Source organism: Mesorhizobium sp. M1338 (genome assembly GCF_040318045.1).
Taxonomy (GTDB): domain Bacteria; phylum Pseudomonadota; class Alphaproteobacteria; order Rhizobiales; family Rhizobiaceae; genus Mesorhizobium.
The window spans coordinates 173,276-198,729 of the sequence record NZ_JAMYLL010000005.1 but is presented as its reverse complement, the minus strand read 5'-3'; the positions used below and the strand labels follow the sequence as shown (position 1 = coordinate 198,729).

Below are 25,454 nucleotides of genomic sequence, written 5' to 3'. Positions count from 1 at the left end.
CCTGCCGGGCATTTCTCCCCGTATAGAGACGGGGAGAAAGGGGCCTGCATTGAGGCTTTCGCCGACTTGCCACGTTTCAGAACGGGTGCCGACGATCGCGACAGCACCCTTCTCCCCGTCTCTATACGAGGAGAAGGTGCCGGCAGGCGGATGAGGGGCAGCGCCATCGTCCTAATCATGATCGTCACCAAGGCGCCTTACGGCGCCTTGATCTCCATCATGCCGGTGGCGGTGCGGGCCGAATATTGCGGCCGGTACATGTCTTCCACCGTTGCCGCCGGATGCGCATAGGTGCCAGGTGTCACCGCGCGCACGACATAGGCGAGGGTCAAATTGTGGTCGTGGTCGCCGTCGGCCGGGTTGAACGCCGCGACGAAACGGTCGTCGCGGAATTCGAGATGGGCCGCATCGGTCTGCGCCAGCCACGAGAAGTTCGTCAACTGGGCGCTGGAGACCAGGCCGGGGTTGTCGATCTCGAAGCCGGCTGGCAACAGGTCGGTGATCAGCAGGCGCGACGGCCATTTGTTCTGCTCGTTGACCTTGAGCACAACGACATAGCGTTCGTTCTGCGTCGCCTCGGTGACATTGGCTTCGGTGCCATCGAGCTTGTAGTAGGTGCGAGCGATGGTGAAGCCGTCGCCGCCGGCCGGCAAGGGCTGGATCGGCGACGCCACGGCGGTGACGACGGCCTGCAGCGGAGTCTTGCCGGTGTTAGCGATGGTCAGCGGGCTGTCTATCAGGTCACTGCCGTCGACCTGATTGGAATAGCCGCCGGAGTGCGCGGCGCCATTGACGGCCAGCGTGATCGAATCATTGCCTTCCTTCAGCGCGCGGGCCGCCAGCAGCATCCAGGATTCGTCCTGGGTGCTGGTCCAGCGGGCTTCGGCGCGTTCCCTAGTCACCAGCTTGATCAGTTCCGGCACGATCGTCGGCACCGGCTTCGATTCCGCCGCAAGCGCCAGCATCGACGCACCGTCACGCAGCCGCGAGCCGTAGTCGGAGCGGTAGTAGTCGTAGTCGGTGGTCGACTTGGCGAGTTGCAGGGCGGTCTTGAACGTCGCTTCGGCGCGCGGCGTATCGCCGTAGAGCGCCAGGCTCGCCGCCAGCTGGGCAACGGCCATCGGGCTCAAGAAAGCTTCGAGCTGGGTGTCCGCGTAGTAGCGCAGATCGCCGATCGAGGCCTTCTTGTTGCGGGCCAGCACATAGAGGGCATAGGCAATCTCGCTGCCACGGTCCTGTACGCTCTGGTCGTAGCCGAGCGAGTTCTGCAAATTGCTCAACGCCTGGTTCATGGCCAGGCTCGGCACGTCGTATTTCTGCTCGCGCGCCCTGGTCAGGAAGTCGGTGACATAGGCATCGAGCCATAGATCGCCGGAGCCCGGACCCCATAGGCCGAAGCTGCCGGCCGAGGCCTGGTAGCTCAGAACCTTGTAGATGGCGTCCTGGATGCGGCCGTGGATATCGGGATCGCTGGCCATGCCGATGCCGGATGCCAGCTCATTGACGTAGAGAAGCGGCATGGCGCGGCTGGTGGTCTGCTCGGCGCAACCATAGGGGTAGCGGTCGAGCGTCATCAGCAGCGACGGCACGTCGAAGGCGGCAGCTTGGGTAACGCCGACGCTTACGGAAGCGCCATCGAGCAGGCTTGCCGCCAGCAGTTCCTTGTCGACGCGCAGCGCGCCGCCATTGCCTTTGAGGTCGACCACCAGGCGGGTGGTGACCGGCAATTGCGCCGGACGCACCGGCACATAGAGCGTCTGCTCGACCTTGGTGCCATCGGCATGGGCGAGCTTGATGGTAAGCGAGGCATTGCCGGCCGTCCGTGCGATCAGCGGCACGGTCAGTGTCTGCCGCTTGCCCTGGGCGAGCGTCAGCTTCTGGGGCAGGGGCTTGTCGCCCGTCGACAGGTCGCCCGTCGTTTCGATCGACAGCGCATAGTCGCCGGCGGGGCCATCGGTGTCGGCGACATCGAGGCGCATGACGGCGGCGTCACCAGGCGCCAGGAAGCGCGGCAGGCCGGCGGTGATCACGACGGGATCGCGCACGATGACGTCGGACTGGGAATGGCCGACCGCATCCTTGGTCCAGGCGACAGCCATGACGCGCACGGTGCCGTTGAACTGCGGAATGTCGAAGTCGATCCGTGCCTTGCCGTCGGCGTCAAGCTCGACGGGACCGGAGAAGAAGGCGACCAGCTTTTCTGTCGGCGGGCTGCCCTGCGCCTGCATGTTGGCGCCGTCGCCGCCGGTCCTGAGCTTGCCGGTGTTGCCTAGCGAGCCGTCGATCAGGCGACCGTAGATGTCGCGGATTTCCATACCCAGCATGCGCTGGCCGAAGAACCAGTTCTCCGGATCCGGCGCCTTGTAGTTGGTCAGGTTGAGGATGCCGACATCGACGGCGGCAACCATGACATAGGCATTGCTGCCCGCCTGCACGCCGGCCACGGAAACCGGGATCGACAGCTGCTGGCGCGGCATGGTCTTGTCCGGCGGCGTCAGGGTGATGGCGAGCTTCTTCGAGCCCGGATCGACCTTCAGCCATTTCACGCCGATAGCGCGGGCTGGCATGCGCGTTTCCTGCGCCTCGCCCGGCCGGAACAGGGTTGCCGTGACATAGGCGCCGGCGCCCCAGTCGTCGCCGACCGGAATATCGATGGTGCTGCCGCCAGCGGGCACTGACGCCGTGACGGTCTTCAACAGCTTGTCGGAACCGATGTTGATGAGAAGTTCGCCGGCAAAATGCGGCGACACTTTCAGCTTGGCCACTTCGCCGGCGGCATAGCTGTCCTTGTCGAGGGCGATCTCGAGGCCATCAGGCGTTTCGGTGGTGGTCGACGAGACATACCAGCCGGCATCGAACTCGTAGCTGGTCGCCGGTCCTTCTGGATCGGCGGTTTCAACCTCGAGCCGGTATTGGCCCCAGTCGACCGGCACGGAGACGGTTGCATCGCCATCGGCGCTGAGGTCGATCTGGCCGTTGGCGATCGACTTGGTGAAGGTGACCGGCTCGTAGTTCCAGGAATTGTTGGAGCGGTACCACTGGTAATTGCGTTCGACCTTGACCAGCGTCCATTGCGCGCCTTTCAGCGCCTCACGCTTGCCGTCGGGATCGACGGCAATCAGGCTGAACTTCGCCGTGCCGCCTTGCGGCACTTCATTGTCGGCGAAGTCAGGGCGGATGCCGATCATATGGCCTTGCGGGCGGATGCCGATGTTGAGCGAACGTTCGATGGCACGGCCGCCGGTTTCACGCATCCTGACCGTCACCTTGGCGTCGACCAGCTTGGTGGTCGAGGGCAGCTGCTCGACGGAGACCGGGAAGGTCACCTTGCCGTCATCGCCAACCACCGGCAGATCGGCGAAAGGGGTGACCGTGGGTTCCGCCGACTGCTCGTCGGCAAGGCCGAAGGAAAAGCCCTGGAAACGGTCCCAATCGCGCGAGGTCGACAGCGTCAACTCGCCTTCCAGCGCCAGGCCCGCCGCCGGCGCGCCGTAGAGGAAGCGGCCGTCAATGTTGATGTTGGCGGTTTCGCCCTGCGCGATCTCCTGCTTGTCGGCCTTCATGTCGAATTCGATGCGATCCGGCACGAAATCCTCGACCAGGAACATCTGGCTGGCCACCGCCGCCTGCTTGGGATCGGTATGGATCGACACCGACCAGGTGCCGCGCATGGCGTTGGGTTCGAGCGGCAGGTCGACGGCATGGCCGCCGGCAGAGGCGCCGTCGCTGACGATGCGGCGGTCCTCGACGCCGTCTGGACGCGAGAAGATGAAGGTCAGCGGCAGGTTTTCGACCGCCTTGGCGGCGCCGTCGCGGGCAAGGGCCGCGACATGAACATACTCGCCAGCGCGGTAAATACCACGTTCGGTCCAGGCATAGACGTCGAGCGCGCCTGGCGCCGCGCGCCCGGTGACGCCGCGGTCGGACAGGTCGAAGCCGGCCCGGCCCATGTCGAGGAAGACGAAATCATCGTCGCCCTGCTTGGCCATCAGCACGGCCGGCACCATGCCGCCGTCGCCGCGCGTCAGGCCGGGGTTGAAGACGGCGTGGCCATCGGCATCCGATGTCGCCGTGCCGAGAACCTCGTTGTTCCTGGCAACCAGGGTCAGTTCGGCGCCTGCTATCGGCTTGGCACTGCGCAGCGAACGGGCAAAGACATTGAGCCCGTCCTGGCCGGTATAAGTCGACAGGCCGATGTCGGAGACGACGAACCATTGCGTGGCCATGGAATTATAGTCGTCGCTGTTGTCGTTGACGGCCTGGGCGGTCAGCACATAGACGCCGGGCTTGCGCTGCGGCAGCGCTTCGTCGACCGGGAAGGAGGTGGTGACCTCCTTGTTGAGATCGTTGGCGATGTCGAGCTGGCCTTGCCAGACCGGCGCGCCCATCTGCTCGGAAATGTTGGAGATGTCATAGCCGTCGAGCTGGTGCAGGAACTGGTAGCCCGACAGAAGCTGCGCCAACGAACGGTCGCCGATGCGATAGAGCTTCATCTCGGCGGCGTTCATGTTGACGGTGACGACCGGAATGCCGCGGCGCGCGCCGGCCGGCAGTACGAAGCTGTCACCGGTGAAGCGGGCGGACGGTGCGCGGTCCTGGACATAGATCGACAGCACCACGGGGGCCGCGGTCACTTCACCAATGGCCGCCGGGAGGCCGGCGCGGAAGGTGACGTCGTAATGCTGGCCGTGCTCCAGCCCTTCGACGCAGATCTGTTTGTCCTTGGCCTCGACGCCCTTGGGCGGCGCGTTGTCGACGGTGACGAACTGCGCATAGTCGACGCCGGTCTTGACCAGATCCTCGGAGAACTGCGCGCAGATGCGCGGCGCGCTGGTGTCGGCATCGACGGTGTGGTCGATGACGCGGAAACCCTTGCGGGCTTTGAGATCGGCATAATCGGCCTGGACGGCCGGCGAAGGGTTCAAGGCAAGGCTTGACTCATATGCCTGCAGGGCCGGCCGGTAGAGGTCGCGCTTGTCGAGGCCGTTGCCGAGCAGCGCGAGCACTTCGGCGCGCGTCTTGGTGGTGCGCAGCAACTTGTAGGCATTGAAAGCGGCAGAGGTGCCGTTTGCCGGCAAAGTGGAGGCATCTGAGGTGTTGGCGGCGGGCTGCACTGCCAGCGTTTCACGCGCCAGGTTGAGCCAAAGCTGGCCATCGTCGGGCAGCACCGAGACCGCGGCCTCGTATTTCAGCATGGCGGAGCGATGATCGCCGGTCAGCACGGCCTGTTCGGCGGCGTTCATCAGGGCCGCCATGCCCTCGGTCGGTTTGTCATAGGCCGGGCCGAGCAACTTGTTGCGGTATTGCTGGGCCTGATCGGCCATCCAGTTGGGGAAGAAGGCGAGTTCAGGCGGCGCGCCGATATCGGGATCGCCATCGATGTTGACGACCTTGCCGGCGACCGCGCCGCTGAACGATTTCAGCTGGTTGTAGTCGGATTTGAGGAAGCACCATTTGGCTTTTTTGTTGTAGGTGAAGGCGCGGCAGGCTGGATCGCCCAGACATGTCGTCTTGCACTGGTCGAGCGTGACGTTCTGGTCGGATCTGAGATCAAAGCCGAAATAATCGGAATTGTCCGTCGTCGCTATTCGTCGGGACTCAGTCGCTTGCGCGATACCGCTCCAGGCTAAGACATTGGCCAAGGCAAAAAACAGAAGAATCAGGACCGATAGACCACGAGCCGCGCGCATTGCCATAGCACCCCTCCAGACACAGCTAACGTCCAGGCATGATCAAGCTTCAGTCGGGCTTGTCAACACAAGGACGCGGCAGGTTCCGCCTGCCAACGGTTTCCTTTCCGGCCGATGGCCGGTAGTACCTCCATAGGACAGGGGATCACGCTTTCTTGCGGCAACGCAAAAGGTGTGAATTCCAAGCCCGTCCTATTTCAGACAATTGGATTGTGGCCCCTTTACGAGCGCTTCAGAACTTCATTCCAATTTTAGTTTTATAACCTAGGTTGTCTTAATGCCGGCGCATGAAGAGCAGATGTCAGGAGGTGGCACGCCAGGGCGTGTGCTTCCGCGCGCCCTGCTCTTGGCCATGATGTGCTTGGGCGCGCTTGTCGCCGAATCGCGGCCGGCGGCGGCTTTCGAGCTTTTCGGCATCAAGCTGTGGGGATCGTCCAGCGACGAGGATGCCGACATCGTCGATCCCATGCGCTACGCCGTCACCATCAATGCCCCCGACGCCGACAAGGATCTCGTCAAGAAGCTCGAAAACACCTCGACACTGAAAAGTGACGAGGAACGTCCGGTTTCCGGTTCGCTCGGGCTGATGGCCAAGGCGCGCGGCGATCGCGAACAGCTTGTCGCCGCGCTCTATGCCGATGCTCGCTACGAAGGCGTCGTCACCGTCACCATCGAGGGCAAGCCGCTCGACGATTTGCCGCCGGACGCCGAATTCAAGGGGCCGCAGCCGGTCCCGGTGGTCATCGATATCGCCAGCGGGCCGAAATTCACATTGGGCAATATCAAGCTGGAAGGCGACGCGGCTGGGCTGATGAGCGCCGATTATGGCCTGATATCAGGCGGCGACGCCGGGTCCGGCGCGGTGCTCAAGGCGGAGGCGCTGATCGTGCGGACGCCGAAAGAGCAAGGCAGGCCGCTGGCCAAGGTTACGGACCGCCAGATTGTCGCCGACCATGCGACTTCGACGCTGGACGTGACGCTGACGGTCGCGGCCGGGCCGGTCGCCGGCTACGGCCCCACCACGGTGGAAGGTACCGAGAAGGTCGACCGCGACTTCACCGAATACATGACCGGCCTCAAGCGCGGCCGGCAATACTCGCCGCAAGAGATCGACGACGCGCGCGACCGGCTGCTGGCGCTCGAGGTCTTCAACAGCGTGACGTTCAAGGAAGCCGACACGCTCGACGCCGACGGCAACATTCCGATCGGCGTTCAGGTCAGCGAGCGCAAACCACGCTATTTCGGGGTCGGCGGCACCTTTTCCAACACCGAGGGGCTGGGCCTGGAAGGCTATTGGGGCCACCGCAACCTGTTTGGCCGGGCCGAAAAGCTGCGCATCGACGGCAAGATCAGCGGCATCGGCAGCAACGATCTCGGCGAACTCAACTATAATGCCGGCATCATGTTCGAGAAGCCCGGCGTGATCGGGCCGGCATCGAAGTTCTTCGCCAGCGTCAAGACCGTGCTAGAACATCCTGATGCCTATGACCATTTCTCGGTCAAGGGCAGCACCGGCCTGTCCTACGAACTGACCAAGAAGCAGACGGTTTCAGCCGAGGTGGCGCTCGACTATTCCCGCATCCACGACGCTTTCGGCAAGCACAAATATCTGATCGCCAGCATTCCGCTGCAATATGTCTATGACAACAGGGACAACCGGCTGAATCCGACCAGCGGCTTCCGCGTGCTGGCCTATGCGGAGCCCAGCTACGACATTTTGAGCGGCGCGGCTTTCCTCAAGCTGAAGGGCGAGGGATCGGCCTATCAGTCGCTGGATTCGGCCTCGAAATTCGTGCTGGCCGAACGTGTCGCCATTGGTTCGATCGTCGGCACCAGCCTTGAAAATGTTCCGGCCGACCGGCGCTTCTATTCCGGCGGCGGCGGTTCGGTGCGCGGCTATGCCTATCAGGGCATCGGCCCCAAGGATTTCACCGGCCAGCCGATCGGCGGTCTGTCCTTCTTCGAGACCTCGGTCGAAATGCGCATCGCCGTCACCGACACGATCGGCATCGTGCCATTTGTCGATGCCGGCACCGTGTCGACCAAATCGTTCCCCGATTTTGCCGACGTCAAGGTCGGCGCCGGCGTCGGCCTGCGCTATGTGACGCCGTTCGGGCCACTGCGCATCGATGCGGCCGTGCCGCTCAACCGCGATCCGAGCGATCCGCATTTCGGCATCTATGCCGGCATCGGACAGGCGTTTTGACGATGAAGACGGTCTGGCGCATCTTCCGCATTGTCCTTTACACGCTGCTGATCGTGGTCGCGGGTGCGATCGGCGCCCTGGTCGTGCTGACCAAGACCGAACGCGGACGCGACAATCTCGCTGGCATCATCTCGCGCCTGGCATCGAGCGACGACCGCAAGATCACCGTCAACGGCATAGACGGCATCTGGTCCGGGGCTCTCAGCGTCGACCATGTCGTGCTGGAAGACCGCGAAGGCGCCTGGCTGGTGGCGCGCAAGGTGGCCGTCGATTGGTCGCCGCTGGCGCTGCTGTCGAAAAATTTCAGCGCCGACCGCATCGCGGCCGAGCGCATCGAACTCGCCCGGTTGCCGGTGGCCAGCACGCAGCCGGCGCGGAGCGGCGGCACGACGACGCTGCCGGTTTCGCTCGACATCAAGCAGATCGACCTGCCCGAGATCGCGCTGGGGCAAGACCTAGCCGGCAGCGGCATCGCCGAACTTGCCGCCAAGGGGATGCTCAAGGCCGACGCCGCGCCGCTGGCGTTCGAGACGACGCTCAACGTCACCCGCCATGATGGCAAGCAGGGCAATGTCGATGCCAAAATCCACTTTGCGCCGGCAGACAACAGGCTCGATCTCGACCTCAAGGCCTCGGAACCGGCAGGCGGCATCATCGCCAATCTGCTTAAATTGCCCGATACGCCGCCCGTCGACATAATCGTCTCGGGTACAGGACCGCTCGCCAACTGGAACGGCATCGGCACGTTCGCGGTCGACGGCAAGATCGTCACTCAGCTGACGGGCCGCCACCAGCTGACCGACAAGGGAAATTACATAGAGGCCGAGGGGGATGGCGATTTCGCCCGCTTCCTGCCGGAAAATTTGAAGCCGCTGTTTGCCGGCAAGACCAGCTTCGATGTCGCGGGCACCGCCACATCGGCCGGCGGTGTCAGTGTCGACCGCGCCAACATCGACAGCGATGCGGTGCATGGCACCGCCACCGGCATCGTCGATCCCGCCGGCGCCAGCGATCTTTCGGTCGAACTCGCCGCCAAGGGCCCGCCCGTGGTGATCAGCGTCGGCAGTAAGGCGCAGCCGATCACGCTGGCGATCAGCAACGCCACCGCCCGCGCGTTCGGTGACGGCAAGGCGCCGATCATCGATATCGGCGCCTCCTTCGTTTCCATCGTCGCCGGTGGTACGCGCCTGGACGATCTGGCGGCGCAGATCCATTCCGACGGTTTCGACATCCAGAACCGCGCCGGGCCGGTCACCGTCAAGCTGGGGGCGGGCGGCCTCAAGACCGACGTGGCGACACTTGCGCCCTTGATCACCGGCAAGGTCGGTGTCGATCTGGCCGGATCGATCAGCAAGGATGCCATTGCCATCGACCAGGGCACGCTGCGCTCCGACGCGCTCAACGCTTCGCTGACGGCCACCGTGGCGCTCGCCGATCTGTCGATGCAGCTCAAGATGAACGCGGATGCCGTGGCGACGGCCTTGCCGCCGCAGATTGCATCGGTGCTCGGTGCCCGCGTGAAATTCTCGGCCACCGCGACGCGCGATCCGCAAGGATCCTTCGCCGCAAACTCGATCGAATTCACCTCCGGTACACTCAGCGCCGCCGGTACGGCCAGCATGCAAGGCACCGACATCCAGGCCGACATCAAGGGCAAACTGGGCGACGTTTCCGTGCTGTCGCCGACGGTCGGCGTGCCGGTTGCCGGCGGCGTCGATTTCGCACTGTCTGCAAGCGGCGCCATGACGGCGCCGGATTTCACCGTCTCGGCCGACAGCGACAGCCTGACGGCCTCGGGCCGCACGGTGAAGAGCATCAAGCTGACGGCCAGCGGCAAGGCCGACATCACCAGCCCCGCCGCCGATGTCTCGCTGACCGGCTCCGTCAACGACCAGCCGCTCGACATCAAGGCGGCGCTGGTGACGAGCGAAGGCAAGCGTTCGATCAATGGCTTCCTGGTGTCGCTGGGCGACAACAAGGTCTCGGGCGATCTCGCGCTGGACGACAAATTCATGCCGCTCGGCACGCTGACGCTCGCGGCACCCGCTATCGACCAGTTGGCCGCGCTTGCCGGCCAGGCGGTGACGGGCGACATCGACGGCACCATCCGTTTTGCCAAGGAGGGCGACGCGCCGTCGGTCGCCATTGACGCGAAGAGCACGTCGATCGCGCGCGGCGAGGTGACGGCCAAGGCGATCACCGTCAATGCACTGATTGCCAACTATCTCAAGGCGCCGGCGATCGCTGGTTCGATCAAGGCCGACAGCGTCACCTCGGGAGCCACCGAAATCGGCGCCATCGGCGTCGACCTGAAGCGCGACGGCGACTGGACCAATTTCACCGGCGGCGCCACCATATCAGGGATTCCGGCGACCGCTGCCGGCCGGGTGAAGATCGCCGATGGCAAGACCAGCGTCGAGATCTCCTCGGGCGAAGCCACCGTTCGCGGCATCAAAGCGGCAATCGCTCAAGCCTCGACGCTGAGCATCGCCAACGGCACGACCCGCATCGAAAGACTGGCGCTCGATGTCGGGGGCGGCTCGGTGACCTTGTCCGGTACCGCTGGCCAGACGCTGGACCTCGCGGCGCAATTTTCGGCACTGCCGGCAGCGCTCGCCAATGATTTTTCGCCCGGTCTCGATGCGGTGGGCACGCTCGACGGCACGGCGCAGGTGACCGGATCGGCGGCCGCCCCCGACGTCCGTTTCAACGCGCGGCTTGCTGGCGTCGAAACCAGCCAGACCCGCCAGGCCGGGCTAGGGCCGCTCGCTGTCGACGCGGCCGGCAGCTACACCATGGCCGGCGGTGTTGTTCTCGACCATGCGACGCTGACCGGCGACAAGATTTCCGGCAAGGCGGCCGGCACCCTCAACCCGAACGGCGCCAGCGATTTCGCCCTCGACCTCGCCTCGTCCGGACCGAGCCTGCCGCTGACGCTGGGCAGCGCTGAAAGCCCGATCAAGCTCGAGCTGCAGGCGCTTTTGGTGAAGGCAGCGGGGCAGGGCACGCAGCCCCGGCTCGACATTTCGGCGACGCTGCCTTCGGTTGCCACAAAGCTGGCCAAGGTCGAAGGCGTAGCGGTCGCCCTGCATTCCGATGCCTTTGACTTGAAGACCCGCACGGGGCCGATCTCCGGCACGGTGTCGGCGGAAAAGATCGGTCTCGACAATGCGACCATCGCGCCGCTCATCGCCGGCAAGGTCACGGCCAAGGTTGCCGGCAGCCTGGCCGCGGACGCCGTCACCATCGACAGCGGCTCGGTGACGAGCGATGCGCTGAACAGTGGCTTCAACGGGCGGGTATCGCTGGCCGACGGCGCCATCGATCTCAATTTGAAAGCCGATGCCGCCTCGACGGCGCTGCCGGCGGCGGTGCGCGGCCTGCTTGCCGAACGCGCGCAACTGAGCGCTGCGCTGAAGCGTGATGCGTCGGGCAATGTCAATGTCGATGGATTGAAGCTGGCCTCGGGCGCGCTGACCGCGCAAGGGCAAGCCAGCCTTGCCGACAACAAACTCGCCGCCGACATCAAGGGTGCGCTGAGCGACATCTCGCTGCTGTCGAAAGATGCCAAGGGCGCCGTAGCCTTCGCGTTGAATGCACAGGGGTCAGCCACCGCGCCGGATTTGTCGCTGACGGTCGACAGCGACAGGCTGCTGGTGGCATCGCGCGACATCACCGCTCTGAAGCTGACCGCCACCGGCAAGGCCGATGCCGCCAATCCGGCGGCGAATGTGCAACTGACCGGCAATGTCGCCGGCCAGGCGCTGCAAGGCAGCGCGGTGCTGGCGACGGCGGACGGCAAGAGCGCCATCAACGGCCTGCTGCTGTCGCTGGGTAAGAACAGGATTTCGGGCGATCTGGCGCTGGACGAGAAGTTCGTGCCGGTCGGCACTATCGCGCTCGACCTGCCCGATATCGGGCCGCTGGCGGCACTGGCGCTGGAAAAGGCCGAAGGCGACGTGCGCGGCACGATTGCTTTTTCGAAGAATGGCCCCGCACCGCAAGTCGCGATCAAGGCGGCGACGGCATCGATTTCGCGGGGCGACCTTCAGGCGAAAGCCGTCTCTATCGATGCGCTGGTCACCAACTATCTGGCAGTACCCGTGATCTCCGGAAAGATCCGCGCCGACACCGTCACTTCAGGCGGCACCGTGATTAGCGGCATCGATGTCGACTTGAAGCGCGACGGTGACTGGACCGGCTTTTCCGGCGGCGCAACCGTCAAGGGCATTCCGGCGCGGGCCGCTGGCCGCGTGAAAGTGGCCAACGGCACGACGACCATCGAGCTTGCGTCCGGCCAGGCGACCGTCCAGGGCATCAAGGCGGCCATCGCCCAGGCCTCGACAGTCAGCATTGCCAATGGCACGACGACGCTGGACCGGCTGGTGCTCAACCTTGGCGGCGGCACCGCGACGGTGACGGGCAAGGTCGGCGCGGCGCTCGACATCAACGCGACGCTGGCGCGGGTGCCGATGTCGCTCGCCAACAGTTTCTCGGCCGGTCTCGACGCCGCCGGTTCGATTTCGGGCACGGTGAAGGTGACGGGTGCGCCGGCGAACCCCACTGTTGCCTTCAACATCGACGCGGCCGGCGTGCAGACATCGCAGACCCGAGGTGCCGGTGTCGGTGCCGTGAGCATCTCCTCGTCCGGCACTTTTGCGGCCAATAAGCTGACCTTCAATGCCAATGTCAGCGATGGCGCCGGCCTTGGCCTCAAGGGCGGCGGCACCGTGACGACGGCCGGCACGCCGGCGCTGGTGCTCGACTTCAATGGCGCCGTGCCGTTCGGCCTGCTCAGCCAGAAGCTCGCCGCGCAGGGCTTGGCGCTGTCTGGAACCGCCAATGTCAACGTGCAGGTGCGCGGTCCCGCGACGTCGCCTGTCATCGGCGGCAGCGTCAGCACCTCTGGTGCGCGCCTGGTCGATGCGCGCTCGGGCCTCGCCGTCAACGATCTCGCCGCCGATATCTCGATTTCCGGCGGCATCGCCAGGATCAACCGGCTGACCGGGACGCTGTCGACGCGCGGCAGCCTGTCGGCCAGCGGCACGGTCGGCATCAAGCCGGCGCAGGGTTTCCCGGCCGACCTGTCGATCAAGCTGGTCGACGGCCGCTATACGGATGGAAGGGTCGTGACCGCCAATCTCGGCGGCGACCTGACGGTAAAGGGACCGCTGACGTCGGCTCCGGTGATCGCCGGCACCGTCAACCTCGCCAAGACGGTGATCACGGTTCCGGACAAATTGCCGGGTTCGCTGACGGCGCTCGACGTCAAGCACAAGAACGCGCCAGGTACCGTACGGGCGCAGGACAAGGCGCTGCGGCCGCCGACGACAAGCGGCAAGGGCGGCGGCGCTGGCCTTACCCTTGATGTCACGGTCAATGCGCCGAACCAGATATTCATCCAGGGCAGGGGCGTCGATGCCGAACTCGGCGGCTCGCTCAGGCTGACCGGCCCGGCCTCGTCGCCGCAAGCGGTAGGCACCTTCACCTTGCAGCGCGGCCGGCTGACGATCCTCGGCAAGCGGCTGACCTTCACCGAAGGCACGGTTGGCTTCTCGGGCTCGCTGGTGCCCTATCTCAACCTGACGGCGACAACGACGACGACCAGCGCCACCGTCACCATAGTGGTGTCGGGCGAGGCGACCAATCCGAAATTCATCTTCTCCTCGGTGCCTGCATTGCCCGAGGACGAGGTGCTGGCGCAATTGATCTTCGGCCGCTCGATGTCGAACCTGTCGCCGCTGCAGATCGCCCAGCTTGCCGAAGCGGCAGGGCAACTGGCCGGGGTCGGCGGCTCGACGTCACTGCTGGAAAACCTGCGCAGCGCCATCGGCGTCGACGATCTCGACGTCACCACGGACGAGCAGGGCGGCACGGCGGTTTCGGCCGGCAAATACCTCAACGACCGCACCTATGTGACGATCCAGAAGGGTGACAAGCCGGGCTCGGGCAAGGCGACGATCGACCTCAATGTCGGGCGCGGCGTCAAGCTGCGCGGCGAGGCCAACGATGCCGGCGAAGCCAAGGGCGGCATCTTTTACGAAAAGGAATACTGATCTTTCGACTGGACTTTTGGCCCCACGGTGGCTCGAAAGTGGCGCTGTCCGGCCCCCGGTAAATGTCTCGGTTTAATCGACTATCGAGATTTCAGAGGAATCCGTCGTGCAATAGCAATTTTGCGCCAAGACTGTCGTTATCACGCGAACCGCTCCCTTTCCAAAGTTGCACATTCCCTAACATGTTCCCAATCCATGCCGTCTTTGACATCATGGCCCGGATGCGGAATGTTAAAAGGCGGAAAGCCAACAATGGGAGTTAAGTCATGACGATTTATAAGAGTAATGGCGATCGCGTTCCAGATCACATCCTGGCCATGGCCGAAGACGCCAAGGCAGGCAAGGTGGATCGCCGCGAATTCCTGGCCATGGCCAGTGTCTTCGGTGCATCGACGGCAATGGCTTACGGCTTGCTCGGCCTCGCCGACCCGACGCCGGCAAAAGCCGAAGAGGTAAAAGGCAAGAAGGGCGGCACGCTGAAGATCGCCCAGTGGATCAAGGATCCGAAGGATCCGCGCAAGTCCGACTGGTCGGAAATTGCCAATGCCGAGCGCCAGGCGCTCGAGCCGCTGGTCAAGTACACACCCGAATACACATTCCGCCCCTATCTGCTGGAAAGCTGGGACGTCAACGACGATGCCACGCAGTACACGCTGCATGTGCGCAAGGGCGTCACCTGGTCGAATGGCGATGCCTTCACCGCCGCCGACGTCGTCTTCAACCTCAAGCGTTGGGCCGACAAGAAAGCCGAAGGCAATTCGATGCCCGGCCGTCTCGGTTCGCTGGTCAAGGACGACAAGCTCGACGAAAGCGCCGTGACCATGCCTGACGACCATACGGTCGTGCTCAAGCTCGGCAAGCCTGACATCGCGCTCATTCCCAACATGTGCGACTATCCCGGCCTGATCGTCCACAAGAGCTTCGACGAGAAGGGCGGCGACTTCAAGGCCTGCCCGATCGGCACCGGCCCGTTCGAGCTCGTCTCCTACGATGTCGGCCAGAAAGTGGTCTACAAGCGCCGCACCGACGACAAGTGGTGGGACGGCGAAGTGTTCCTCGATGGCCTGGAATTCATCGACTACGGCACCGATCCGGCCGCCATGGTCAGTGCTTTCGAAGCCGGCGAGGTGCACACCAATTTCGAGACCTCGGCCGACTACGTGTCGATCCTCGACGGCATGGACCTGGTGAAGTCGGAAATCGTCACGGCGTCGACCATCGTCTGCCGCACCAACGTCAACAACAAGCCTTATGGCGACCAGAAGGTGCGCAACGCGCTGCAACTCGCGGTCGACAACAATGTCGTTCTTCAGCTTGGCTATGGCAATGCCGGCACGGTCGCCGAAAACCACCATGTCTGCCAGATCCATCCGGAATATTATGAGCTTGCGAAGGTCGCGCGCGATCCGGCCAAGGCAAAGGCGCTGATGGCGGAAGCCGGCCAGGCCGACTTCGAACACGAGCTGATCACCGTCGACGAGGACTGGCACAAGAACACCGGCGATGCGATCGCCGCCCAGATGCGCGACGCCGGTCTCAAGGTGAAGCGCACCGTGCTGCCGGGCTCGACGTTCTGGAACGATTGGACCAAGTATCCGCTGTCCATGACCAACTGGAACATGCGGCCGCTTGGCGTCCAGGTGCTTGCGATCGGCTATCGCACGGGCGAAGCCTGGAACGAGACGGGCTATTCGAATCCCGATTGGGATGCCAAGCTCAATGCGGCGCTCGCCGTTGCCGACGCCGCGAAGCGCAAGGAGATGATGAAGGACATCGAGCAGATCCTGCAAGATTCAGGCATCATCATCCAGCCGTACTGGCGCAAGCTCTACAGCCACTCGGTCAAGGCGGTGCAGAACTACAAGATGCACCCGACCTTCGAGCGCGACTACGGCAAGGTCTGGCTCGAACAGGCTTGATCGCGCCGACAAGGGGAAGGGGCGTCGCCCCTTTCCCTCGCTCTTTGCATCGTCTGCCCCTGTGGGTCCGCGCTTCTCAAAAAAGTTGCGGGACTCCGGGGCAAGGTCGTGCAACAAAAACAAGGTTGATCGCATCCGAAGGCCTGTTTGACAGTCAGCCCCGCCGGTCACGGCAGGGTTGGCTTTCATAGCCGGCTCAAACCCCAACCCATCGGCAGGGGGCAGCCATGCTTTCTTTCGTTATCAGGCGTCTTGGCACCATGGCATTGACGATGCTGTGCCTGACCATGGTTGTCTTCTTCCTGATCAACCTCGAACCCAATCTGAAGAAGCTGGCGATCAGCCAGACCGAAATGCATACATCGGCCGAGCAGCTCGAGAATTGGCTGGTCAACCATGGCTACCGGCAGAACTTCTTCGTGCGTTATGGCCAGTGGCTGGGCGTCGTGCCCAAGCAGCCTGTGAGCGACCCGGCGACCGGCAAGCCCGCGCAGCGTTTCTCCTTCTGCAACGATCCGCTCGAGCCGACCTTTGCCGGCGTTTTCGAGGGCGATTTCGGCTGCTCGACCAAGTTCAAGGCAACCGTCGCCTCGAAACTGTTCCCGGCGCTCGGCGCCACCGGTATCCTGATGTTCTGGGTGCTGGCGGTGATGGTGCCGATCTCGCTGCTGATCGGCATTCTGGCCGGCATGCGTGAGGGCTCGCGAACCGACCGCGTGCTTTCGGTGGCCTCGATCGCTTCGACCGCGACGCCCGAATATGTGTCCGGCGTCATCTTCACCGTCATCTTCGCCTCATGGCTTGGCTGGCTGAATGGTTCAGCCGCGTCGGCGAGCCAAGGCATCACCTTCTACAATTTCACCTTGCCGGTGATGACGCTGGCGATCTACGGCATCGGCTACATCGCCCGCATGACGCGCGCTTCGATGGTTGAGGTGATGACGCAGCAATATATCCGCACCGCCCGATTGAAGGGTCTCTCCTTCGGCAGCGTGGTGGTCAAACATGCGCTGCGCAACGCGCTGATCGCGCCGTTCACCGTCATCATGCTGCAGTTTCCCTGGCTGCTCACCGGCGTCGTCATCGTCGAGGTGATGTTCCGCTACCAAGGCTTCGGCTACACGCTGGTCGAGGCGGCCGGCAACAACGACATCGACCTTTTGCTAGGCTGCTCGCTGGTTTCGGTGTTCATCGTCTTGATCACGCAGCTCATTTCCGATGTCGGCTACGCGTTTCTCAATCCGCGTATCAGAGTTCAGTAGGGAGCCAAGCGGATGCCGGTTCAATATATCAGTGGCTTCACCGTCGTTCTCGAAGTGCTGTCGCGCTTCTGGCCGGTCTGGATCGCGCTCGTCATCGTCATGGGCGCGAGCTTCGCCTACAAGAAGAAGCTGGCGCTCTATGGCCAGTTGTTCGACAGCGGTGTCGGCGTCGTCGGCGTCGGCATCTGTCTGTTCTGGCTGTTCACGGCGATCTTCGCCGCGACCATCTCGCCGTTCGATCCGCTGGCCCAGGTCCCCATCATGAAGGACGTGCTGCCGGGCGCCATCGAACCGCAATCGGGGCTGACCTATCTGTTCGGCGGCGACAAGCTGGCGCGCGACGTGTTCTCGCGCATGGTCCATGGCAGCCAGATCGTGCTGATCATCGCGCCTGCCGCAACCGGCTTCGCGCTGATGGTCGGCATCACGCTCGGCCTGCCCGCGGGCTATTACGGCGGCAAGATCGACACGGTGCTGTCGTTCCTGGCCAATTTGGTGCTCGCCTTCCCGGTCATCCTGCTGTTCTACCTGCTGGTGACGCCGGGCATCATGGATACGCCGATCCCCTATGCGATGGCCGGCGTGTTCTTCCTGTTCCCGATCATCTTCTTCAGCGTGCTGTTCTGGACGCGCTACAAGAACCGGCCCGACCGGCTCTACATCCTGCTCGGCATCACCTTGATCGTCGGCGGCTGGATCTATCTCGGCCTTGTGTTCGACAAGGACCCGCTGAGGATCGTTCACATCGATCCCAACCAGCTCAACATCTTCGTGGCGGTGGTGTTCGCCTCCAGCCCCGGCGTGTTCCGCATCGTGCGCGGCCTTGTGATGGACATCAAGACACGCGACTATGTGGCGGCGGCGCAGACGCGCGGTGAATCGCCCTGGTACATCATGCTGTGGGAGATCCTGCCCAATGCGCGCGGGCCGCTGATCGTCGATGCTTGCCTGCGCATCGGCTACACCACGATCCTGCTCGGCACGTTGGGGTATTTCGGCCTCGGCCTGGCGCCGGAAAGCCCGGACTGGGGCACCGCGATCAAGGACGCCAGCCGGTTGCTGCGCTCCTTCATCCACCCGGCGCTGCCACCAACGATCGCGCTGATGTCGTTCGTGCTGGGCTTGAACCTGCTCGCCGACTCGTTGCGCGAACAATCGATGAAAGACTGATCTGCGGGTTTCGACCCGATGCGCCTAAGAGAATTAGGCCTGAAAGAACCAGGATTGGAGCGACCCATGAACGAGGCAGTTCGAAATCCCGCCAAGCCGACCCCTGGGCCGACCAATGGGCCGATCATCGAGATCGAGAACCTGTCGATCTCCTTCTTCACCCGCAAGGGCGAGATACCGGCCGTCATGGATTTTTCCTGCACTGTCATGCCGGGCGAGGCGATGGGCATCGTCGGCGAATCCGGCTGCGGCAAGTCGACCGTGTCGCTCGGCATCATGCGCGACCTCTCCAACATCGGGAAGATCGTCGGCGGCAAGATCAAGTTCCAGGGCAAGGACATGGGCGAGCTTTCCGATGAGGAGCTGCGCGCCATCCGCGGCAACAAGATCGCGATGATCTACCAGGAGCCGATGGCCAGCCTCAACCCGGCGATGAAGGTCGGACAGCAGTTGATGGAAGTGCCGCTGATCCACGACAAGGTCTCGAAGGAAGAGGCGTATAAACGCGCGCTCGAAATGGTGCGCTCGGTCAAGCTGCCCGATCCCGAGCGCATGATGCGTTCCTATCCGCACCAGCTCTCCGGCGGCCAGCAACAGCGTATCGTCATCGCCATGGCACTCCTGTCGAAGCCGGCGCTTCTGTTGCTCGACGAGCCGACGACGGCGCTCGACGTGACGGTGGAAGCGGGCATCGTCGACCTGGTCAAGGGGCTCGGCGAGAAGTTCGGCACATCGATGATCTTCGTCTCGCACAATCTCGGCCTGATCCTCGAGACCTGCGACCGCATCACGGTGATGTATTCTGGCGAGGCGGTGGAGACCGGCAAGATCAAGGACGTGTTCGACCGGATGCGCCATCCCTACACGCAAGGGCTGTTCCGCTCGATCCCGCTGCCCGGCGCCGACAAGAACTCACGGCCGTTGATTTCGATTCCCGGACAGCTGCCGCTGCCACATGAGCGCCCCAAGGGCTGCAATTTCGGCCCGCGCTGCCACCATTTCGTCGAGGGCGTCTGCAACGCCGCCGAAATCCCGATGATCGAGGTCGCGGGACATGAAGGCCATTTCTCGCGCTGCGTACGCTTCAATGAGATCGACTGGGAGGCGCTGCCGCCCGGCGCCAAGAAGGTCAATGAGCGCGTCGTGCCCGGTGCGCCGGTGCTCAAGATCGAGGACCTGAGAAAATACTACAGAGTCGGCGGCAGCGAGGTGTTCGGCTCGAGCGAGGGCCGCGTCGTCAAGGCCAACGAGACGATCTCGTTCATGGCGCGTGAATCCGAGACGGTCGCCATCGTCGGCGAATCCGGCTGCGGAAAGTCGACGCTGGCCAAGGTGCTGCTCGGGCTGGAGACGGCAAGTGCCGGCACGGTGACGCTGGGCAACAAGGAAATCCAGTCGACCGGCATCGAGAGCCGTAGCGTCGAAACCGTATCGTCGATCCAGATGGTGTTCCAGAACCCGTTCGACACGCTCAATCCCAGCCATTCGGTTGGCTCGCAGATCATCCGCACCCTAGAGAAGTTCAATGTCGGCAAGACGGTTGCCGACCGCCGCAAGCGCATGCTGGAACTGCTCGATCTGGTGAAGCTGCCGCGGGCCTTCGAGACCCGCAAGCCGCGCCAGCTATCCGGCGGCCAGAAGCAGCGCATCGGCGTGGCGCGGGCCTTTGCCGGCGACGCCAAGGTGGTGGTGGCCGACGAGCCGGTCTCGGCACTGGACGTGTCCGTGCAGGCAGCTGTGACCGAACTTTTGATGGACATCCAGCGCAAGAACAAGACGACGATGCTGTTCATCAGCCACGATCTGTCCGTCGTGCGCTACATCGCCGACCGCGTCGTCGTCATGTATCTCGGCTATATCGTCGAGCAGGGTACGACCGACCAGATCTTCGCGCCGCCCTATCACCCCTATACCGAGGCACTGCTGTCGGCGATCCCGATCGCCGACACCAGCGTGGTCAAGCGCCACATCGTGCTGGAAGGCGATATCCCGTCGGCGATGAACCCGCCGTCGGGCTGTCCGTTCCAGACGCGCTGCGGCTACAAGAAGCTGGTGCCGGACAATCTGTGCGAGACCAAGGTGCCGCTGGTCAAGCATCTCGGCGACGGCCATATGAGCCTGTGCTGGCTCTCCGACGATGTGCTGGCCAAGATGGAACCGGTGATCAAGTTCGACAAGGAACATGCCGCGCATGAGGGCGTGCCCGAGGACTCGCCGCATGGCGATGGCCCGGGCTTTGCCGGCCCGCCGCCGAAGCGTCCGCGTGGCAAGAAGCCGAAGCCGAGCTGATCAAGGCGCTGCCGCTGTCGCGGCAGCCCTTTTAGGTGCCGCACTGGCTCAACTGCTGCGCATAGTCGCGGGCCATCTTGTCGGTCGCCCTCGCATAGCCCTGGACGCCGGCATCGCCCCGGTTGCCGCGGCCATAGGCGGTCCAGCCGAGATAGTAGGCGAGATAGAGATTGTAGGTGTCGTTGCGAGCGACGCCATAGGTGTCAGCGGTCTTGGAGTGATACCAGCCGACGAAATCGACCGCATCGGCGAACTTCGTGCGCCGCGCCGCCCAGTTGCCGGTCTCGCTCTGATATTGCGACCAAGTGCCGTCCAGCGCCTGTGAGAAGCCGGTGGCCGATGAGACATGCTTCCACGGAATGAAGCCGAGGAGCTTGGTGCGTGGCGGCCTTGCGTTGCTCTTGAAGCCGGATTCCTTGCGCACCGTCGCCATGAGCACGGGAACCGGCACGCCGTATTTCTGTTGCGCGCGCTCGGCGGCCGACTGCCAGTTGTCGAACCAACCGTCATTCTGGTCGAAGACGGCACAGACGTTGTTGATGTGGTTGGGCGGTGTCGCGCAGGCAGAAAGTGCCAACAGCACGCAAACGGCACCAATTTTACTAAAACTCGAACTACGCATTGGCAGAGCAATAGGCTGAAATCATAAAGGGAATCTTGCAGCGTTCGTTAACGCCTCGTCGCACACCCCCTTGAAAAAAATCCAGTACCTGTAAATCGACGTGTTTCGTCGCTTTTTCTAAATTGATGCCGCAGAAATGCCGCCGTGGCTAAAATCACGCCCGCAAACGGCGCATTTCTGACAGCTTGCCTCGTTTGCCGGGGCTTTGATGCCAGGCATGAACGAACCGAGACGCAAACGCGGCGCCGAGCGCACCAGCAACAGGGGGCCGTCGGCCATTCCGCAACTGCCGCTCAGGCGGGTGACCAATCCATATCCGCCAATGGCCATGCTGTCGCCTGACCAGATCGAGCAGATCCACCAGGCGTCGATGCACATATTGGAGAATTTCGGCATCGAGGTGATGAGCCCGCGCGCACTGTCGCTGTTCGAGAAGGCCGGCGCCAAGGTCGATCATGCCTCAGCGAATGTCCGCATCGATAGGGGGTTGGTCGCCGAGGCGTTGAAGACCACGCAATCCAGCTATGTGTTGACGCCGCGCAATCCGGCCAACGCCGTTCATCTCGGCGGCAACACCATCAATTTCACCCTCGTTGCCGGACCGCCCAATGTACACGACATGGAGCGCGGCCGCCGCGCCGGCAATCTGCGCGACTATTCGGATCTGACCCGGCTGGCGCAGCATTTCAACTGCATACATATGCTCGGCAACCAGGTCTGCGCGCCGGTCGAGCTGCCGGCCAATTCCCGCCATCTCGACACCTATTTCACCAATCTGACGCTGACCGACAAGAGTTTCCATGTCTCGGCGATCGGCCGAGGCAGGGCGCTCGACGGCATCGAGATGATGGCGATCGCCCGTGGCTTGAGCCTCGACCAGATGCGCGACGACCCCGGCGTCACCACCATAATCTCGGTCAACTCGCCGCGCCGCTTCGACGAGATGATGGCCGAGGGGCTGATGACCATGGCCGAGTTCGGCCAGTCGGTGGCGGTGACGCCGTTCACGCTGATGGGGGCGATGAGCCCGGTGACGCTGGCCGGCGCGCTGGCGCAGCTGAACGCCGAGGCGCTGTTCGGTGTGGTGCTGACTCAGCTGGTGCGTCCGGGCGCGCCTGTCATGTATGGCGCCTTCACCTCCAATGTCGACATGAAGTCGGGCGCGCCGGCCTTCGGCACGCCGGAGAACACCAAGGCCAACATCGCGTCGGGACAGCTGGCGCGGCGTTACGGGTTGCCGTACCGCACGACGCCGGGCTCGGCCTCCAACGCCGCCGACGCGCAAGGCGCCTATGAGACGCTGATGGCACTGTGGGGCGCGGTGCTCGGCCATGGCAATCTCGTCTATCATGCCGCCGGCTGGCAGGAGGGCGGGCTGACGGCGTCGTTCGAGAAGCTCATCATCGATGTCGAGATGATCCAGCACATGATGGAATTCCTGCGCCCGATCGAGGTCAACGAGGCCGAGCTTGCCGTCGAGGCTTTGGGCGCGGTGCCGACCGGCGGTCATTTCTTCGGCGAGCCGCACACGCTGGAGCGCTACGCCACCGCCTTCTACCAGCCGATGCTGTCCAACTGGCAGAATTACGAGGCCTGGCAAGAGGCCGGTGGCCTCGACGCCACGGCACGCGCGACGCGGCTGTGGAAGAAGGCATTGGAAGACTATGTCGAGCCGGTGATGGATATCGCCGTGCGCGAGGCGCTGGAGGCTTACATGGCCAGGCGCAAGGAAGCGATCGGGCAGGGCGAGCCGTGACGCTTCCCCGCTCGAATCCAATCACCCATCCAACTCACTGATATCAGAGAAAAATCCATGAAATCGCATGCAAAGGTCGTGGTCATTGGCGGTGGCGTCGTCGGGTGCTCCGTGCTGTTCCATCTCGCTCGCCACGGCTGGACCGACGTGGTGCTGCTGGAGAGAGACGAGCTGACGTCCGGCTCGACCTGGCATGCGGCCGGCGGCATGCACACCATCAATGGCGACCCCAATGTCGCCAAGCTGCAGAAATACACCATCAACCTCTACAAGGAGATCGAGGAGCTTTCCGGCCAGGCCACCGGCGTGCATCTGACCGGTGGCGTGCTTCTGGCGGCGACCGAGGCGCGGCTCGACTGGCTGCGCGGCGTCGTCGCCAAGGGCCGCTATCTCGGCATCGAGCTTGAGGAAATCTCCCCCAACGAGGCGGCCGAGCTGATGCCGCTGCTCGACCCCAAGCAGTTCGTCGGCGCCGTCAGGAACAAGGAGGACGGCCATCTCGATCCCTCCGGCGTCACCCATGCCTATGCCAAGGCGGCGCGGAAACTGGGCGCGGAGGTCGAGCGCTTCACCAAGGTCGAGGACATCGTGCGGCGTCCCGACGGGATGTGGCGCGTCATCACCAACAAGGGCGACGTGGTGGCCGAGCATGTCGTCAACGCCGGCGGCCTGTGGGCGCGCGAGGTCGGCCGCATGGTTGGCCTTGAGCTTCCGGTGCTGGCGATGGAGCACATGTACCTGATCACCGAGGACATGCCGGAAGTCGCCGCCTGGAACGCCAAGACCGGCACCGAGATCATCCACGCGGTCGACTTCGATGGCGAGCTCTATCTGCGCCAGGAGCGTGGCGGCATGCTGATGGGCACCTATGAGAAGGCCAACAAGCCGTGGTCCGAGTTCCAGACGCCGTGGAATTTCGGCCATGAATTGCTGGCGCCCGATATCGATCGCATCGCGCCGTCGCTGGAGGTCGGGTTCCGGCACTTCCCGGCCTTCCAGAACACCGGCATCAAGCAGATCATCAACGGACCCTTCACCTTCGCGCCGGACGGCAATCCGCTGGTCGGGCCGGTGCGCGGGCTGCCGGGCTTCTGGGTCGCCTGCGGCGTCATGGCTGGTTTTTCACAGGGCGGCGGCGTCGGGCTGGCACTGTCCAACTGGATGATCGAGGGCGATCCCGGCGCCGACATCTGGGCGATGGACGTCGCGCGCTATGGCGACTGGGCGACGATGGCCTACACCAACGCCAAGGTGCGCGAGAATTATTCCAGGCGATTTTCGATCCGCTTTCCCAATGAGGAACTGCCCGCCGGGCGGCCGCTGAAGACGACACCGGTCTATGATTTGCTGTCGGCCAGGGGTGCGCAGTGGGGCGTTGCCTATGGGCTGGAGGTGCCGCTCTGGTACGCGCCGGAGGGCGTCAAGGACGAGTTCTCGTGGCGCCGCTCGAGCGACTTCACGCAGGTGGCCAAGGAGGTCGCGACCGTCCGCGACGGTGTCGGCCTGTCCGAGATTTCGAGCTTCGCCAAATACGAGGTGACGGGCGAGGGCGCGGCCGCATGGCTCGACCGGATGCTTGCCTGCAAACTGCCGAAGCCCGGCCGCATGACGCTGGCGCCGATGCTGAAGGACGACGGCAAACTGATCGGCGATTTCACGCTGGCCAATCTGGGGGAGGACGGCTGGTTCCTCGCCGGGTCCGGCATCGCCGAGCAATATCACATGCGCTGGTTCGAGAAGCATCTGCCTGATGACGGCTCGGTTCGCATCGATGCGATTGGCCAGAAGCTCACCGGCCTGTCGATTGCCGGCCCGAAAGCGCGGGATGTGCTGGCAAAAGCCACGCGCTCCGATGTGTCCAATACGGCGGTTCCGTTCATGGCGATGGACCGGATGGATATCGGCATGGCGCCGTGCCTGGTCGGCCGCGTCAGCTACACCGGCGATCTCGGCTACGAGGTCTGGGTAGCGCCGGAATACCAGCGCGCCGCCTATCAGACGTTGATGGCGGCCGGCGAGGAATTCGGCATTGGCCTGTTCGGCTCGCGCGCGCTCAACGCGCTGCGGCTGGAGAAGAATTACGGCTCGTGGGGACGCGAGTACCGGCCGATCTACGGGCCGCTCGAGGCCGGGCTCGACCGTTTCGTCGCCTATGGCAAGGACGCCGACTTCGTCGGCAAGGCTGCGGCACTCGCCGAGCGCAAGCAGGGCGGCAAATTGCGCCTGCGTGCCTTCATCGTCGACGCCGACGACGCCGACGTCATCGGCGACGAGCCGATCTGGTTCGGCGGCGCCGTGCGCGGCTGGGTCACCTCGGGCGGCTACGCGCATCACTCGAAAAAATCCGTTGCCGTCGGCTATGTGCCAAAAGAGATCGCCGATGAGAGCGACGGGTTCGAGATCGAGTTGTTGGGTAAACGCCATGCGGCGCGCATGCAGCCGGCAGCGCTCTTCGACGCCAATTTCGAGCGGATGCGCGCCTGA

Annotated in this window: 10 protein-coding genes; 8 read left to right on the top strand and 2 right to left on the bottom strand. The window is 63.8% G+C overall.

Going from position 1 to position 25,454, the window contains the following annotated elements; all coding sequences use genetic code 11:
* Window positions 1-197 precede the first annotated feature (197 nt).
* Complete coding sequence (locus NKH19_RS07885; protein ID WP_352982085.1) at window positions 198-5,696, bottom strand: alpha-2-macroglobulin family protein; 5,499 nt, start codon at window positions 5,694-5,696, stop codon at window positions 198-200.
* Between the two features lie 271 nt (window positions 5,697-5,967).
* Here NKH19_RS07885 and NKH19_RS07880 point away from each other — a divergent pair, with 271 nt between their 5' ends.
* From NKH19_RS07880 to NKH19_RS07855, 6 genes are all read left to right on the top strand, one after another.
* Entirely contained in the window at window positions 5,968-7,896 is a 1,929-nt protein-coding gene (locus tag NKH19_RS07880; RefSeq protein ID WP_352982084.1) for an autotransporter assembly complex protein TamA, read from the top strand.
* Window positions 7,897-7,898: 2 nt separating this feature from the next.
* A complete protein-coding gene (locus tag NKH19_RS07875) occupies window positions 7,899-13,952 on the top strand; it encodes a translocation/assembly module TamB domain-containing protein (protein WP_352982083.1) in 6,054 nt (2,017 codons plus the stop codon).
* 266 nt (window positions 13,953-14,218) lie between these two features.
* Window positions 14,219-15,871 (top strand): ABC transporter substrate-binding protein, encoded by a 1,653-nt coding sequence (locus NKH19_RS07870; protein ID WP_352865523.1) that lies wholly within the window; start codon window positions 14,219-14,221, stop codon window positions 15,869-15,871.
* Between the two features lie 227 nt (window positions 15,872-16,098).
* The gene (locus NKH19_RS07865; protein ID WP_352865521.1) at window positions 16,099-17,133 is read left to right on the top strand and encodes an ABC transporter permease; all 1,035 of its coding nucleotides are present in this window, start codon (window positions 16,099-16,101) and stop codon (window positions 17,131-17,133) included.
* Between the two features lie 12 nt (window positions 17,134-17,145).
* Window positions 17,146-18,303: an ABC transporter permease gene (locus NKH19_RS07860; protein WP_352865519.1), complete on the top strand. Its 1,158-nt coding sequence runs from the start codon at window positions 17,146-17,148 to the stop codon at window positions 18,301-18,303.
* Window positions 18,304-18,369: 66 nt separating this feature from the next.
* Entirely contained in the window at window positions 18,370-20,592 is a 2,223-nt protein-coding gene (locus NKH19_RS07855) for a dipeptide ABC transporter ATP-binding protein (protein ID WP_352865517.1), read from the top strand.
* Window positions 20,593-20,623: 31 nt separating this feature from the next.
* Here the strand turns inward: NKH19_RS07855 and NKH19_RS07850 are convergent, their stop codons facing one another.
* Window positions 20,624-21,214 carry a transglycosylase SLT domain-containing protein gene (locus NKH19_RS07850; protein ID WP_352865515.1) on the bottom strand — a complete coding sequence of 197 codons (591 nt, stop codon included), beginning with the start codon at window positions 21,212-21,214 and terminating at the stop codon, window positions 20,624-20,626.
* A gap of 217 nt (window positions 21,215-21,431) precedes the next feature.
* Between NKH19_RS07850 and NKH19_RS07845 the strand changes: the two genes are divergently transcribed.
* The gene (locus tag NKH19_RS07845; protein ID WP_352982082.1) at window positions 21,432-22,970 is read left to right on the top strand and encodes a trimethylamine methyltransferase family protein; all 1,539 of its coding nucleotides are present in this window, start codon (window positions 21,432-21,434) and stop codon (window positions 22,968-22,970) included.
* A gap of 57 nt (window positions 22,971-23,027) precedes the next feature.
* A complete protein-coding gene (locus NKH19_RS07840) occupies window positions 23,028-25,454 on the top strand; it encodes a GcvT family protein (RefSeq protein ID WP_352865510.1) in 2,427 nt (808 codons plus the stop codon).